The 14,442-nt window shown below is 69.3% G+C and carries 15 protein-coding genes; 1 reads left to right on the forward strand and 14 read right to left on the reverse strand.

What is annotated here, in order from left to right; all coding sequences use genetic code 11:
• Nucleotides 1-16: 16 nt before the first annotated feature.
• The 3 genes from OGH68_RS14755 to OGH68_RS36425 form a co-directional block, all read right to left on the reverse strand.
• A complete protein-coding gene (locus tag OGH68_RS14755; protein WP_264244291.1) occupies nucleotides 17-1,252 on the reverse strand; it encodes an RNase A-like domain-containing protein in 1,236 nt (411 codons plus the stop codon).
• Entirely contained in the window at nucleotides 1,249-1,608 is a 360-nt protein-coding gene (locus tag OGH68_RS14760; protein WP_264244292.1) for a hypothetical protein, read from the reverse strand. Before OGH68_RS14760 ends, OGH68_RS14755 begins: the two co-directional genes overlap by 4 nt.
• 161 nt (nucleotides 1,609-1,769) lie before the next feature.
• Complete coding sequence (locus OGH68_RS36425; protein WP_413470984.1) at nucleotides 1,770-2,033, reverse strand: hypothetical protein; 264 nt, start codon at nucleotides 2,031-2,033, stop codon at nucleotides 1,770-1,772.
• Here OGH68_RS36425 and OGH68_RS36430 point away from each other — a divergent pair.
• Complete coding sequence (locus tag OGH68_RS36430) at nucleotides 2,022-2,516, forward strand: winged helix-turn-helix domain-containing protein (RefSeq protein ID WP_413470985.1); 495 nt, start codon at nucleotides 2,022-2,024, stop codon at nucleotides 2,514-2,516. The genes OGH68_RS36425 and OGH68_RS36430 overlap by 12 nt on opposite strands.
• Before the next feature lie 131 nt (nucleotides 2,517-2,647).
• On the opposite strand, the gene pglX is transcribed toward OGH68_RS36430, so the two are convergent.
• From pglX to OGH68_RS14825, 11 genes are all read right to left on the reverse strand, one after another.
• Entirely contained in the window at nucleotides 2,648-4,027 is a 1,380-nt protein-coding gene (gene pglX / locus OGH68_RS14775) for a BREX-2 system adenine-specific DNA-methyltransferase PglX (RefSeq protein WP_319020208.1), read from the reverse strand.
• A gap of 23 nt (nucleotides 4,028-4,050) precedes the next feature.
• Complete coding sequence (locus OGH68_RS14780; RefSeq protein WP_413471087.1) at nucleotides 4,051-4,794, reverse strand: transposase family protein; 744 nt, start codon at nucleotides 4,792-4,794, stop codon at nucleotides 4,051-4,053.
• A gap of 148 nt (nucleotides 4,795-4,942) precedes the next feature.
• Complete coding sequence (locus OGH68_RS14785) at nucleotides 4,943-5,905, reverse strand: ScbA/BarX family gamma-butyrolactone biosynthesis protein (protein ID WP_264244299.1); 963 nt, start codon at nucleotides 5,903-5,905, stop codon at nucleotides 4,943-4,945.
• 238 nt (nucleotides 5,906-6,143) lie between these two features.
• Nucleotides 6,144-6,620: a flavin reductase family protein gene (locus tag OGH68_RS14790; RefSeq protein WP_264244300.1), complete on the reverse strand. Its 477-nt coding sequence runs from the start codon at nucleotides 6,618-6,620 to the stop codon at nucleotides 6,144-6,146.
• A 90-nt stretch (nucleotides 6,621-6,710) separates the two neighbouring features.
• The gene (locus tag OGH68_RS14795; protein WP_264244301.1) at nucleotides 6,711-7,820 is read right to left on the reverse strand and encodes an LLM class flavin-dependent oxidoreductase; all 1,110 of its coding nucleotides are present in this window, start codon (nucleotides 7,818-7,820) and stop codon (nucleotides 6,711-6,713) included.
• A gap of 241 nt (nucleotides 7,821-8,061) precedes the next feature.
• Nucleotides 8,062-9,318, reverse strand: a complete 1,257-nt coding sequence (locus OGH68_RS14800) for an ATP-grasp domain-containing protein (protein ID WP_264244304.1) — start codon at nucleotides 9,316-9,318, stop codon at nucleotides 8,062-8,064.
• Entirely contained in the window at nucleotides 9,315-10,652 is a 1,338-nt protein-coding gene (locus tag OGH68_RS14805) for a PLP-dependent aminotransferase family protein (protein ID WP_264244306.1), read from the reverse strand. Before OGH68_RS14805 ends, OGH68_RS14800 begins: the two co-directional genes overlap by 4 nt.
• A gap of 130 nt (nucleotides 10,653-10,782) precedes the next feature.
• Nucleotides 10,783-11,085 carry a YciI family protein gene (locus tag OGH68_RS14810; RefSeq protein ID WP_264244309.1) on the reverse strand — a complete coding sequence of 101 codons (303 nt, stop codon included), beginning with the start codon at nucleotides 11,083-11,085 and terminating at the stop codon, nucleotides 10,783-10,785.
• Between the two features lie 32 nt (nucleotides 11,086-11,117).
• Complete coding sequence (locus tag OGH68_RS14815) at nucleotides 11,118-11,891, reverse strand: SDR family NAD(P)-dependent oxidoreductase (protein ID WP_264244311.1); 774 nt, start codon at nucleotides 11,889-11,891, stop codon at nucleotides 11,118-11,120.
• 7 nt (nucleotides 11,892-11,898) lie between these two features.
• Nucleotides 11,899-13,158, reverse strand: a complete 1,260-nt coding sequence (locus OGH68_RS14820; RefSeq protein ID WP_264244312.1) for an MFS transporter — start codon at nucleotides 13,156-13,158, stop codon at nucleotides 11,899-11,901.
• Nucleotides 13,158-14,435 (reverse strand): transposase, encoded by a 1,278-nt coding sequence (locus OGH68_RS14825; protein WP_264244315.1) that lies wholly within the window; start codon nucleotides 14,433-14,435, stop codon nucleotides 13,158-13,160. The genes OGH68_RS14820 and OGH68_RS14825 overlap by 1 nt, the downstream gene beginning before the upstream one ends.
• Nucleotides 14,436-14,442 lie beyond the last annotated feature (7 nt).

A 14,442-nucleotide genomic window follows, 5' to 3' on the forward strand; every position in this document is an offset into this window, starting at 1 on the left:
TCAACTGGTTTCTGTGTTAGTTAATGGGATATGAGGTGAGGATCCGATACCCTGATTCGGCCGACGGGTCGCGCTTCAGGACCACTTGTACGCCGTTGACCCATTCTACCGGCAATCCGTTCCGGAAGTTGTGCCGGGTCATGCTCACGCCCGTGAACTCGTCGAAGTGCGCCGAAAAATCAAACTTCTTCTTGTTTCCGGCGAGCCAGGCGGTGATCTCCTTTTGGTGACCCATCATGGCGGCGTCCGTGAACTTTTGCGCGGATGCTTCGTCCACATATCGGGACGCCACGCCCATGCCGGGATTATTTCGCAGCCGGTCCCGCAGGTAGTGCGTCGTGACGTCCACATGACGGTCTATGGTGTGCGAACCGTTCTTCCCCTCGTCCCCCGCGATGTCCGCCCTGTGCTGCGGTGGATTGAGCTGCCCTCTTCGCTTCGAGCGCGGCCATGCGTTGTAATCACTCTCTCGTAGCAGCAGGTGCCCGTTGGGGTAGGCCAGTTCGGGGCCCCGCACGTTGATCGGGATTCCCTGGAACATCTTGACGAACCCGCCGGCGTCCGATGCGGCTCGTACGGTTCCGGCTCCCGCGCCGAGCGCGCCGCCGAAGACGGCTCCGTAGGCGGCGGCGTCCTGCGCCTGGGAGAGATTGAAGCCGTCCTGCAGGCCGGTTGAGATCTTCAAGGGCTGAGCGACCGCTAGCTCGACCGTCACGGACTCGATGCTGCCGAAGACGACTCCTGTGAGCGTGATCGCTGCGATATTGGCCACAGTCGTCGATACGGTGACTCCGAGCCCTGCTGCGAGTTCGATGATGGTGGTTGCGGCGGCAGCCGAAGCGGCAGTGGAGAGACCGAAGGTGAAGACCGCCAGCCCGATGCCCGCTGCGATGGTGGCTGCCGCGATCCCGATCTCTGTCCAAAGCTGCTGGATCGCGTCGTCGACTGCGTCTGCGAACTCCTCCAGCGCCTTTGCCATCTGACGTGCCACTGCCGCCAGGTCGTCCAGCCAGCCCTGGGCGCACTCCCTGTGGTACCGGCTCCAGAAGACCTCGAAGGCGTCGATCGCCTCGCCCTTGTTGTTGCGGATGAGGGATGCAGCCTTGCCGTTGGATATTCGGCACACGTCATCGACGGCGTCAGCGAAGTCACGCCAGTGCCCTGCCGCCGCGCGCAGACTGCCCGAGTTTGCGTCCGGCCACCACATCCCCATCTTCATGAGGACGTCCTTGGCGGTCTCCTCGACGCTCACTTGGCGCTGCCGTCGTGCGCCCCGCCGTCAGCCTTGACCCTTGCGAACATGGCGGCGATCAGCGCCTCGTTCTCGATGTGCCCGTCTGCCATGTCCGTCATTGCCAGGTGAATGCTGGCCAGACCGTCGATCAGGATGCCGGTCGACTGTTTGATCTGTTTCACGTGTGGCAGGTAGGTGTCTGCGAACTGCGATCCCTGCTCGTCATCGCCCCAGGGTGTGCCGAGCTCACCGAGCTTTTCCGCCAGAGTCTTGGCGGCAAGCTGCAGCGCCGCGCTCTGTTCCTGGAATGTTGGAGCCGACGCCTTCAGATCAGCTGTCTTGATGTCGAGTATCTGCTTCGGTGTCTCAACCACCGCAAGTCTCCCCCGTGTTGTAGTGCAGGCCTGATGACGGTAGCTCATCGACATGTGCACACCACAAGGAGGTGATCGGTCAAAGGATGCCGTTGAGGGGTTCCACGTCGTCGTGTGGCCTCGGTACTTGATCACGCAACTACGCCGAAGCCCTGCACGTGTTAGCGGACGGCGACGGCGCGACGTGAGGCAGGCGTTCTCCAGTCGGCGTGTGAAGTGCCGGCATCGGGATCACCTGGCACAGTGCCGGTCTTGAGAGTGTCGGTTGCGTCGTCGAAGTCGTCGGGGCCGGAAAGGCGCAAGCCGCGGGACTTCGCCACGCGCAGGGCGTCGCTCAGGCACTCGGCGAGCCTGATTCCGGCGTAACGCACTTCGCCGTAGGTGGACATGAATTCGTCGAGTACGTCGCGGGCGTGGTCGAGCACGTCGAGGCCCGTGGCAAGTGGACGGCCTCCATCTCGTCGGCCAGCCGTGACAAGCGGCTGCCGTGGTCGTCGGCGACGAGAAGGCAGGGCTTGCCTTCCGGCGAGGGCCACGGCAGCAGCCGGGGTGCCAGGGAGGGGGTGGCGGAGGGCGTCGCGGAAGTGGTTGCTGGGTTTGCCGTCGACTCGGTCATGCCGCTGCCCCCTGCGCGCCGACTACAGATGAGCGATCTCCCGCGCTACGAGTACGTAAAGCTTGCCGACGCCATCGCTGCCGAGATCGCATCCGGCAAGCTGCCGCTAGGTGCAGCCCTGCCAGGCGAGCGAGCCATGACGGAGCTTTACAGCGTGAGCATCGGAACCGTGCGCCGCGCGATCACGGAACTACGGAAGCGGGAACTCGTCGCCGCCCTGCCTGCGAAGGGGACATACGTCATCGCGACACCGGCGCCCGACTCGTCAAACTCGGAAACGGACGCCGACTGACGCGTCAGCGAAGATGGCATTGCGGGCAGCCCTCACAATCTATTCGGCCTTCCTCCGGCCGCCCTTGGCCCTCACCGGACGCCAGGCGATCAGGTCTGCCTCAGAGAGCGAGCGGTCGGCGCACCCTCGGTTCAGCGCGGTCTGGAACTCCCGCGCGGGATTGTCACCCCACTCCTCGTCGTAGGCGCGTACCACTGGCGCACCCAGGGCATGACCTCGCGCAGGCTGGCGAGCAGCGGTACGAAGCGGGGGTCTTCCAGCTCCCACCCGTCGATCGAAGCACGGTCGTTGATGAGGTTCACCAACGCCTCACCCTGATCACGGTGGTTCCAGGCGGCCCAGCCGAGCAGGAGGGACGGATCACTGTCCGGGGAGGCCCCCGGGTAGGAGATGAACCGTTCCTTGGGCACGTCCAGCTTGCCGCGGTTCGACCAGTACGAGTGTTTGAGGAAGTCCGCACCGCTGTACTTCGGGGGGACCTTGATGTCGAGCCGTTCGCCGGTACGGTCCTCCTCGCGCTGCTGCTCCCACACCGACTCCCACTCGTCGCGCTTACGCAGGCCGGACTCCTTGTAGCGGAGAGCCGCGAGGTACGGGACGTGCTCGCTCTCGATGACGTGCTTGAGCACCGTCGCGAGCGAGGCCTCACGGTTGTCGAGGTGGTTGGCGGCGTACAGCGCGGCGACCGCCTGGACGTTCTCGTCGTGGCGGAGAGCATCGGCGAGCTGGAACACGGTGAGTGTGCGGGGCGAGGTGTACTCGTCGCGCTCCTCGAACCACAGGTCCTCACGCTCGGCGGCTTCGAGCAGCCATGCCCGCAGGGCCGCTGCCTCGCGCTTCTCCCAAAGCTCGATGGACCAGCGGCGCTTGTACTCGGGGCGCTCCAGCAGACGGATGTCCGCGTTGGACTCGATGATGTCGAGCCTCGCCTGCACAACCTTCTGGTACGCCTCGGGCCAGTCGGCGGGGAGCTCGGCGACGGCCGTGTCGGTCGACCCGTGGCGCTCGAACCAGGCGGTCTCGGCATCACCTGCGTCGACCTTTCGCTTTAGCGCGATTTCGAAAGCCCGTTGCCCCAACTGGAGCTGGGGCACGTCGGCATCGCTCAGATCGGCGGGGTCACCAGGGAGCGTGGTCTGCGCAACCTCCTTGGGTGTCAGGAGCCCGTACGCGCCATACACGGTCCAGTCCAGCTCCTCCTGGAGCGCGATCATTCGCGAACGGGTTCGGCCCTGTGCGTCGGAGGCGCCTGCAAGGCCATGACGTGTTGCGATCGCTCTGCCAGCCATAGCGGAGGGTTCGAGTTCAAACAATCTCTGTGCAAGCGAATCCCGTTCACAGGCCACAGCAAGCGGCATGGTTACCGAAAGGGGGAAATCCTGAAGCTTCGTGCCAGTGAACTCATAGCGCTCTTCCCATACCTCGTCCTGTACACCGCGCCCCAGGCCACTTCCCCCCTTTCCCTGACTCACTTGCTTCAGCCAAAAACAAGCCGCTGAAGAATTGAGCACCCCGATCAGTCAGTGAACGCTTCTCATCCTGAGCTCCAGGCGATCTCGATGGCGTGAACGGCGGCGACCGTGCGGCCGATGCGGTTGGTGCTGCAGCGGGCTTTGCGGAGGATCCGCCATTGCTTGAGGCGCGCAAAGGCACGTTCGCCCGGCGCCCGCAGCCGGGCGTGGTCCCGGTTGAACTGGGCGTACTTCTCGGGAAGGTCTCGGCCGTAGTAGGGGGTGCGGACGGTGGCTCCGGCTCCGCGGTAGGCCCGGTCGGCAAGGACGAGGAGCTGACGGGACAGACAGGCTTGGATCACACCGTGTGCGCGGGCTGCGGTCAGGTCGTGCGTGCGGCCGGGCAACGCTCGCGAGAACCACAGCGGTGTCCCGTCCGGCGCGGCCACGACCTGCACGTTCATCCCGTGACGGCGGTGCTTCATCGAGTAGTACGGCTCGTCCGCCGCGATGCGGTCGGTGGCGATCAGGGTGCCGTCGAGGATGACGAACCCCTCCGGCGGCAACTCGCGCAGGGCCTCGTGCAGGCTCGGGGCGCGCTCGGCGAGGATGTCGACCGTTTCGCTCACGTAGCGGCCGGCGGTCGCGGTGGAGACGCCGAACCCCGCTGCGACCTGGGCCAGAGTCTCGTTCTTGCGCAGGTGCACCAGGACAAGCAGGGCCTGCCGGAAGCAGCCCAGCCTGCGCCAGCGGGAGTTCAGCTCACACCTTCGGGCGTAGATGAGCCAGGAAACGTGCTCCACGACCTCGTGCGGGACGTCGAGCATGGCACGATGCGGGACCAACAGGGCTCCTGTGTCGAGACGTTGGCGAGTGAGATCACCAGCCGAAACGACCAGGAGCCCTGCCGCGTTACGGCCCCCGACCGCCAGCCGTCATCACCCGCGAACCACAGGATGAGAAGCGTTCAGTCACTCAGTCACAGAGGCCCGCCACCACCAGGCTGTCGAAGAGCAGCTTGCCGTCCTGCGAACCGGTCACCCGCACCACGGCGTCCTCGCCGGCGTCCTGGGAAGGGAGCCTGGTCGCTGCGATGTGGCACGGGATGTCGAGTTCCACGAATCCGTGGAAGGCGCTGCGCAGTTCGAGCGGCAGGACGCGGTACGGGGCGCACACGGCCTGGGTCGCCTGCCGGGCCGCCTCCAGCAGCATCATGCCCGGGACGTGGTCGGCGGGGCGATCAAAGAGCACCGGATGGCCGGGGTCGATCCGCAGGGTCCAGTTGTGGCCACGGCGCGCGGCGGCCGAGGACGGGACGCCCAGGACGACGTCACGCTCGTCGAGCCGGCCCACGATCGCGGCCGGGACCGGCTCCGGCCGGGGCGGCAGCCCGTCCCCGGAACGGGTCCGGTCCCGGTGCTCCCGGCCGTCGGCGGAGGGCACCCGCAACGCCAGCCGGCCGGCGCCGACGAACTCGTCGCCGCGCATCAGCTCCACCTCCAGCGTCATGCCGGTCAGCGTGCCGTGCGTGCGTCCGACGTCCGCGCCGGAGACCTCCAGCCGTATCTCGGCCGGATGCGGGCCCAGCAGCAGAGCTCCCGGCACGACCTCGATGTCCAGCGCGTCCATGAGGGGCCGCCGGCCCGCCGGTACGCCGTAGTAGGTCTGGCCGACCAGCACGGACGCCTGCCGCAGTGTCTCTGCCGCGAGCAGCGGGTCGTGCCATGCGCCGGCTATCGGCGGGTAGAAGGTGTGCCCGCGTGGCCACTGGGCACCGAGACGGAAGGTGTCGGGACCCAGCTGCCGCCAGTCGGTGATCAGCACTTCGGCGACGGCGCTGCGGCCGACGAGGTGGCGGGGGGCCGTCCTGACAAAGCGGAGATCAGCCGTGTCCATGGCGTACTGCGGTGCCAGGAGGGCGCGCGGGGGATCGGTCACGGACACGCAGGATTGCCTTTCTCAATGGTCGGCGGTGCGGAGTGCGTTTCCCATGGGGCGGACTGCGAGAGCCGGACGCGTCGCGGCACGAACGGGCGGGCGGTGCACGGCCCTGGGGCTTCGGCGACCGGTGAGGAGGACGGGCCGCGGAGGGGACGGTCGGCCGGCCGGGGAAGAGGGGGCGGGCCGCGTAGGAGGTGGCGGGGCGGCCCGCCCGTCGAGCCCCCGCCGGCCGGCATCAGACCGTCGCCAGCTCCGTGAGACGGCCGGCGTGGAAGACCAGTGGCCCGATCTGCTCGGTGACCGCGCCCTCCGTCGCCTCCGCGACGACGAGTTCGTGGTCCCCGGCCTGGTGGATCGTCGTGATACGGCAGTCCAGCCAGCCCAGCCCGTCCGCCGGGATGGGGTGCCCGTCCCGCGTGGTGGACCATTCCCGGCCGGTGAACCGCTCGGCCCCCTTGGTGCTGAACAGCCGGCACAGGTCCCCGTGCCGGTCGCCGAGGATGGTGACCGCGAAGGAGCCCGTCTCACGGATGGCCGGCCATGTCGTCGACGTCTCCGCCGCGCACAGGGCGACCAGCGGCGGGTCCAGGGACACCGAGGTGAAGGAGTTGACGGCCATGCCCACGGGGCCCTGCTCGGTCTGCGCGGTGATCAGCACGACTCCCGTGGTGAAGCGGCCGAGTATGTCTCTGAACGAGCGCTGCTCCAGCATCTGTTCTTCCGCTCAAGTGAGAAGTGGGTGAAGGTCGGTTCGCCGCGGGTACCGGCCGGACCGGCGGGACCGGCCGGCACCCGCACCGGACTACTTGGCGCGACTGGCGATCGCCCAGTCGACGGCCTCCTGCGGGCGGTCGGCGGAGCCGGTGATACGGGGCGTCACGTACCGCGCGAGCAGCTCCATGCTCCGGTTCGTCTTCTCCCAGGACGTCCAGTCCGCCACGTACACCAGGAGCGTGCCGAACCCGCCGGTGATCTCGTGGAGCCGCCGGATGCCCTCCACCACGTCGTCGACCGACCCGACGAGGGCGCCGCCGGCCTCGACGCGGGCTTCCAGTGCCTTCTCGCGGGGCACGTCGGGACTGATGACGTCCCGGCCGGCCGCCTTGCCGAAGTACTCGAACAGCCAGCGGTCGTAGCCCTCACGCACATCGGCGTAGGCCTCTTCGCGGGTTTCTGCCACATGCACCGGCAGGGCGATGCGCCACTTGTCCCGGTCGAGGGTCCGGCCGTGCTCGGCGGCGGACTCCTCGGCGAACTTCCACTGGTGCGCCAGGTTGATGTGGGCGGGCGCGCCCGGCGTCATCAGCGCGAACGGCAGCGCGAACGAGGTCATGCTCAGGCCGTACTGGCCGATCAGCCGCGGACTGGACTGCGAGGTGCCCGAGGTGGCCATGGCGACCTCGATGCCGTCCGGGCTGAAGCGGGGCAACTGGAGCTTGGCGTCGCGCAGATCGAACCAGTCCGTCTGCTGCGTGATCCGCTCGTCGCCGTTGACCAGTTCCAGCACGGTCGGCAGCGCCTCCTCGAGCCGCCGGCGCTGCACGGGCTGCTCCAGGCCGAACATCTTCGCGTCGAACGGCACCCCCGGACCGACGCCCAGGATGTAGCGGCCGCGGGTCAGGTGGTCGAGGTGGACGGCGCGGCTCGCGACGTGGAAGGGGTGGTGACCGGAGAGCGGCACGACACCGTGGGCCAGCTTGATCTGCCGGGTGCGCTGGGAGGCCGCGGCGATCAGGGTCTCGGGGGCTCCGACGAGCCCCCAGCCGAGGGTGTGGTGCTCGCCGAACCACGCCTCGTCGAAGTTGAGTTCGTCGGCCTGCTCGACGAGGTCGAGGTTCCTGCGTATCGCGAGGTGCGGGTCCTGGCCGGTCTCGTGGACGGGGGACAGGAAGAGACCGATGCGGCTGTGCACAGCAATTCTCCTGGGATGTGGAAGGGCGGGAGTTCGAAGGCGTGCGGAAGCACGGGGAGGCGTGCGAACCACGGAGAGACGTGCGGAGGCACGGAAGACGTGTGGAGGCACGGTGAAGCGTGCGAAGGCACGGAAGACGTGCGGAGGCACGGGAAGGCGGAGGCCGGGGGGTGTACGGAGGGCCGTCACGGGCGCCGCCCGGGGCTCGGGCCGCGGCGTGCGGGGCGCGCCGGCGGCCGGGTCACGCGAGCTGGTAGACCGCGTCCTTCAGGGTCCGGACACGGTCGTAGTCGGCGGCGAGCCGCTCCTCGTCGGCCGCCGTGAGGAACACCCGCAGGGAACTCGTCAGCAGGTCGACCGTGGGACGGATCGGCGAGCCCGGCCGTACCTTCACGCCGGCGAAGAAGACGCTCTCCAGCCCGCGGATCTCCGCCACGACCGTCTCGTCGACCGACGCCACGATCCCGTCGAGCTCGGTGGGCGTGTTGTAGACGACGGCGGGCTGGAGCTTGCGGTAGACGCGGCCGCCGTACAGCGCGCGGAAGCTCTCCGGCTGCGCGTAAGCCTGCGCCGCGAGGTCGGCCTGGTTGTGGCCGAGGCACACGTCGTGGAAGGGGGCGTTGATGTTTCCGTTGAGGCGGGTGCCGATCTCGACGAGGGCCGGGCCCTCGTCCGTCATGATCACCTCGGCGTGCGCCGGACCCCACCGTACGCCGAGCGCCGCCAGCACCTCGTCGACGTACGAGACGAGCGCGGTCACGAGCTCGCTGTCCGGGTCGACGAGGATGTCCCGGTTGTAGATGTTCTTGCCGGAGGGCAGCAGCGTCTTCTCGTACTGCCACACTCCGCAGGCGTACCGCTCGCCGTCGCAGCTCACGGTGTCGACGATGTACTCGGCGCCCTTGAGATAGGACTGTACGAGGATCTCGCTGTTGGAGGTCCCGAAGATGTCCTGGGACGCGAGGACGGTCTCGGCCGCGGTGCGGACCTCCCCGGCGCTCTCGCAGATGAACACCCCGTCGGACGCGGCCGAGCTGATCGGCTTGATGACCACGGGATAGCGGCCCTGCTCCTTTGCCCAGGCCGTCAGCGCGTCCGGGTCGCCGCTCTTGAACTGCGCGGCGCACCGTACGCCGGCCCGGCGCAGTGCCTCGATCATCTCGTACTTGTCCCGGCGGGCCGGGGAGAGCGCGGAACCGTTGGTCGGCAGCCCCAGCCGCTCGCTCAGCCGGTCGGCGAGCCGGACGGAGGACTCCTGGCCCGCGACGACGCAGAGCGGGTCGTGCTCGCGCAGGATCTCGACGAGCTTGTCCTCGTCGGTGCAGACGATGTTCTCGCCGTACGCCGACAGGTCGGGTGCCTGCATCGTGGGAATGAGTTCGGCGGTGCTCTGGACGTGGATCACGTCGGCGCCCTGTGCGGCGAACGCGGCGGGGTAGAAGTTGCCTGCCGAATAGCCGTCGAGGACCACCGCGAGGGGCTTGCGGGCGGAGTTCATGCGCCGGCCTCCGACTCGATGAAGCGGGCGAGGCGCGCGATGCCCTCGCGGATGGCGGCGGGGGTGAGGTTGCTGAAGCCGAGCCGCAGCGCGCGGTCGCCGCCGCCGTCGAGGTAGAACATGCTCATCGGCGCCCAGCTGACGCCGAAGTCGCGCGCCGAGCGCTCCATGGCGGCGAGGTCCGCCTCGAAGCCGACCTCGACGGTGAGGAAGAAGCCGCCCCGGGGCACGTTCCAGCGCACCTGGTGCTCGGCGTACCGCTCGGGCGGGAAGTGCTCGGCGAGCGCGTCGAGGGATGCCGCGAGCCGCTCCTGGTAGACGGCGGCAAGCTCGCGGGTGGCGGAGGTCAGGTCGTAGTCGTTCTCCACGAGGATTCCGCCGATCGCGGCCTGGGAGAGCGAGGAGGAGCCGACCGAGAACATGGCCTTGGCCTTGGACAGTTCCTGGGCGAGCGTGCGCCGGGAGCCGTCCTCGCCGGTCACCTCCTGGTCGGCGACCAGGTAGCCGAGACGGGCGCCGGGGAAGGCCGACTTGGCGAACGACCCGAGGTAGATCACATCACCGCGGGTGTCCAGCGACTTGAGCGTCGGCATCTTCTCGCCGTCCCGGGCGAACAGCCCGTACGGGTTGTCCTCCAGGATCGTCAGGCCCTCGTCCGCCGCCACTTCGAGCAGCCGCTGCCGGGCTTCCAGGGGGACGACCGTGCCCGACGGGTTGGAGAAGTCCGGGACCAGGTACAGGGCGCGCGGACGCTTGCCGGTGGCCCGTACGGCGCGGGCGGCGGCGGCCACGGCCTCCGGCTCCAGGCCGTTCGGGCCCTCGACGATGCCCTTCACCGGGATGTCCAGCATCCTCGCCGCGCCGCGGATGCCCACGTACGCCGGCGAGACGGACAGCAGGACGTCGTCGGGCGAGGCGAACAGGCCGCGCAGGGCGACGAGGGTCGCCTCCTGGAAGCCATGGGTGATCATGATCGACTCGGCGGAGACCTCGATGCCCTCGTCGTGGCGGAGCATCCGGGCGACCTCGTCCTGGATGAAGCCGTTGACGGGTCCGTACTGGAAGAGCAGCCGGGTGATGCGCTGTTCGGGGACGCCCTGGTCGCGCAGGTGCCTGAGGTAGCGCTCGACGTAGTGCGAGAGGTTCGCCAGGTCGTGGTTGCCGTCGTAGGGAGCGCCCGAGGAGAACGACAGGGCCTCGGGGAACTTCATCGCGGTCTCGCTCAGCAACCGCATCGAGTCCATCTCCGGGTCGACGATGCCGGCGTGCAGCGAGGTCCGGAGCAGTGGTGTCCGCTGGAGCGGTGGCTGCTCCTGGACGGGTGTGACGGTCATGCCGGTTGTTCCTTCCGACGTGTGGGGTCCGGGCGGGGGCGGAGGCGGAGGCGGAGGCGAACGGTCCCGGGGTGCGGCCCGGGAAGACGGAGCGGTGCGCGTCCGGTCGGGCGGGGCGGCGAGCGTCCCGTCAGGCGGCGGGCCGGTCCAGTGCGGCGATCCAGCTGCCCTTGCCCGGCGTCCACTGCCGGACGCGGGTCTCGGCGACGAGGCCGCCCCGGACATAGGGCTCCGCGTCCAGCAGCTTCTGCAGCGCGTCCCGGTCCTCGACCTCGTAGAGCAGCAGTCCCGCGTTGGCCTCGGGCAGCGGCCCCGCGAGCAGCAGCACGCCGTCGTCGGCGAGGCCACGGAGGTTCTCCGCGTGCGCGGGGTGCAGCTCCTGGCGGCCCGCGCGGTCGACGTTGTACTGGAATTCGACGACGAATTTCGCCATGGGAAGTCTCCTTCGGGCTTGCGGGCGGCGCGTCACATGTAGAGCCCGCCGTTGATGTCGATCACCGCGCCGGTCGAGTAGCCGGCGCTCTCCGAACAGAGGTGGAGCACGCTGCCGACGGCCTCGGCGACGGTGCCCATGCGGCCCATCGGCAGCTTGGACAGCACGGCCTTCTTCTGCTCCGGGTCACGCCGCTCCCAGGCCCCGGCCACGCGCTCGGTGGCGATGGGACCGTGGGCGACGACGTTGATCACGACGCCGGACGGGGCGAGTTCGTAGGCCATCTGCTTCGTCATGCCGATGACGGCGGCCTTGGCGCCGACGTAGGCGGCGTTGTTGAAGTGGCTGTAGGTACGGCCGCCCGCGGAGGCGAAGTTGACGATGCGGCCGTAGCCGTCCCGCGCCATGCGGGGCGCGCAGACCTTGATCGCGATCCAGCTGCTGACCACGTTCTCCATGAACGATTCGTCGAAGTGGCCGGCGGTCAGGTCGGCGTAGCCGATGACCCGGGTGTCCCCGCCGACGCCGTTGACGAGGATCGAGGGCGCGAACTGCTCGACGATGCCGGTGAGCTGACGCTCGGCGGCGGGAATGTCGGTGATGTCCCCGACCACCACCTCGACCTTGGTGAGCCCGCTCAGCCGGTCCGCCAGCCGGTTCACGGCCTCCTCGTCCCGGTCGAAGAGGACGAGCGTGTGGCCCTCCTCGGCCAGGCCCCGGGCCACTTCCCGCAGGATTCCGCCGGCGGCTCCGATCAGCAGGGCGGTCCGTGTGGTCTGCGCGGGGCCTGCGGTACGCGTGGTCATGCTTCAGTCACCTTGTTTCTGTGGTCGTTTCGACAGGTTCACGGTCGGGAGAACCGGCGGACTCCGCGTCGGCGGTGGTCACGGCGAAGCCGGCGAGCCGGGGCAGGAGGACGAAGCTGAGTGCCACGCCGAGGCCCAGCACGAGGGTGGAGATCCAGAGGGTCCCGTAGCCGTACGCATGGGCCACCGTCAGCCCGATCGGACCGCCGACCACGAAGGCGGCGTTCCAGGCGAAGAAGTACGAGCCCTGGTAGGTGCTGACACGGCCGGCCGGGGCGCGGTTGGCGATGAACGTGGCCGACATCGGCGCCCACAGCACCTCGCCGAGCGTCCAGATGACGGTGGCCACGACGAACGAACCGAAGTCACCGGCCAGTGCGTTGGCGCCGAACCCGACGGCGATCAGCCCGGCGGCCATGACGAGCGGCGTCTGGTCGCTCATGCCCTTGACGACCCGGGGCACCAGGGCGAGCAGCACGATGGAGAGGACCGCGTTGGCGGCGAACACGATGCCGATGTCGCCGGGTGTCAGTCCGCTGGCCCGCATGTCGAGCGGGAGCGCGGAGTTGACCTGGAGGTAGATGCAGGCGAGCAGGAACGTCAGGACCAGGAAGGCGACCAGGACCGGTGACCGGAACGGTTCGGCGATGCCCGCCACCGCGCGCCGCAGTGCCGACGCGCCCTGCTTGCGGCCGGTCCCCCGGTCCGCGTCCGCGGGCATCTCGTCGGCGGGGAGTGCGCAGATCAGCACCGCGTAGACGGCGCTGCACGCCGACCACACGATGAAGAGGGAGGGCGGGTGGAAGGCGAGGAGGAAGCCGGAGATGACCGGGCCGAGCGACATGCCGACGTTGAAGCCGACGAGGAAGAGGCTGTAGGCGCGGGAGAACTGCTCCGCCGGGACGATCTTGGAAATGAGCCCGGCGCCTGCCGGTCGGTCCACCGCGGACAGGAAGCCGGTGATCAGGGCGAGCGCGCAGAGGAGGACCACATGCTCGGCGACGGCGAACAGCAGGGCGGAGACCGCGGTGACCGGCTGCGCGGCGATGATCGTGCGCCGTGGCCCGATGAGGTCGGCGACGGCGCCGCCGACCAGCCCGGAGGTGACGACACCCGCGCCGAAGAGGCCCACGATGAGCGGTGTGGTCCGGTCGTCGACGAGCTCGCCCTGCTCGAGATAGAGGATCAGGAAGGCGGGCGCCAGCGTCCCGAGCCGGCTGAACGTCTGCCCGAACCACAGCAGCCAGAAAGTCTTGGGAAGGACCATCAGTTGCACGCCGTTCGGGTCGGCGTCCGGCGTGGCGCCGGACGTGGTGTCGGTCGTGGGGACGCGGCCGGAACGGGGCAGGGGTCACGGCTGAGGCTGCTGTACGCGAAGGCTGCCGAGACCAGCGTCATATGGCGGTGCCAGCCCGGATAGGAGCGGCCCTCGAAGGCACGCAGCCCGAAGTCGCTCTCCAGGCGCTCCAGCGTGTCGGTGGTCGCGGCGTGCAGCCCGGCCAGGCCCAGCAGGTCGGCGACGGGACGGTGGGCGAGATCGGCGAGCCAGACCTGTCCGGTACGGCACGCTGCGGGGTCCCATTCGGCGAAGACCCTCAGCAGGGGCCGCGTCCCGGGAAGCCTCACCAGCCCGGTGAGGACGGTGACCTGCCGTGCGCCGGCGCCGCGGATGCCCCCCGGCACCCCGGCACCCTCCTCGCCTGCCGGCGTCCGGGCGACGCCGTGCGTGCCCACCTCCTCCTTGCGCGGACGGCGGGAGCAGTGCAGGGCGAGAAAGCGCTGTGCCGCGACGGCTCCGTCCGTGCCGCCGGGCAGTTGCCGGTCCGGGGCGGCGGGCACGAGCGGGAAGGAGTCGGGTACGGCCACCACGAAGTTGCGGCCTGTCGACATCAGGCCGCGGACGACCTCGTCGGCGTCGGCGTACCCGGTCAGGTCGACGACGACCGGCAGGCCGGCGAGGTCCCGGCGTCGACCGGACTCCTCGGCCATGTCCAGGGCCTGGGCCGCGGCCGAGTCGGCCCGGCCGGGGCGCACGGTGTCGGGAATCCGGGCGCGACGGCGCTGCTGCGGGTCCTGCGACCACTCCTCGGGGAGGAGGAGCCGCCAGTCCACCGGTACGACCTCGCTGTCCGTGGACAGGAAGGCCCCGATCCCCACCTGGCAGTTGACCGTACGCCCCGCCTGCGGCACGAATCGGCGGTGGACGCCGCAGGAGCGGTCGCCCCGTTTGGGGAGGACCACCGGGCCGATGACCAGGGCCCGGGGGCGGGTGCGCCGGCCGACCCAGCGGGCCAGTTCGGCGCGCACGGGTTCCCATTCCCACGGGCTGGCGTTGACGAACTGGTGCAGGGCCTGGGGCGCCGTACTGGAGTCGGAGACGGTGGCCGCCAGGCGGCGCACCGTTTTCTTGCCCGGTGTGGTGAGCAGGCCCCGCATATAGGCGTCCGCCCATCTCCGCTGATCGGCCCGGGGCAGCCGTCCGAAGAGAACCTCGGTAAACGCGGAGACCGATGCCCATGCCTGCGTGGTGTGCTGCGTAGCCATCGCGCGT

This window comes from Streptomyces peucetius (genome assembly GCF_025854275.1).
Lineage (GTDB): Bacteria > Actinomycetota > Actinomycetes > Streptomycetales > Streptomycetaceae > Streptomyces > Streptomyces peucetius_A.

What these genes read in the sequence shown, in the direction of transcription:
- OGH68_RS14825 (WP_264244315.1), bottom strand. Translation starts at nt 14,435, where the DNA reads ATGGCTACGCAGCACACCACGCAGGCATGGGCATCGGTCTCCGCGTTT.
- OGH68_RS14805 (WP_264244306.1), bottom strand. Translation starts at nt 10,652, where the DNA reads ATGACCGTCACACCCGTCCAGGAGCAGCCACCGCTCCAGCGGACACCA.
- OGH68_RS14820 (WP_264244312.1), bottom strand. Translation starts at nt 13,158, where the DNA reads ATGGTCCTTCCCAAGACTTTCTGGCTGCTGTGGTTCGGGCAGACGTTC.
- OGH68_RS14780 (WP_413471087.1), bottom strand. Translation starts at nt 4,794, where the DNA reads ATGCTCGACGTCCCGCACGAGGTCGTGGAGCACGTTTCCTGGCTCATC.
- OGH68_RS14790 (WP_264244300.1), bottom strand. Translation starts at nt 6,620, where the DNA reads ATGCTGGAGCAGCGCTCGTTCAGAGACATACTCGGCCGCTTCACCACG.
- OGH68_RS14810 (WP_264244309.1), bottom strand. Translation starts at nt 11,085, where the DNA reads ATGGCGAAATTCGTCGTCGAATTCCAGTACAACGTCGACCGCGCGGGC.
- OGH68_RS14800 (WP_264244304.1), bottom strand. Translation starts at nt 9,318, where the DNA reads ATGAACTCCGCCCGCAAGCCCCTCGCGGTGGTCCTCGACGGCTATTCG.
- OGH68_RS14815 (WP_264244311.1), bottom strand. Translation starts at nt 11,891, where the DNA reads ATGACCACGCGTACCGCAGGCCCCGCGCAGACCACACGGACCGCCCTG.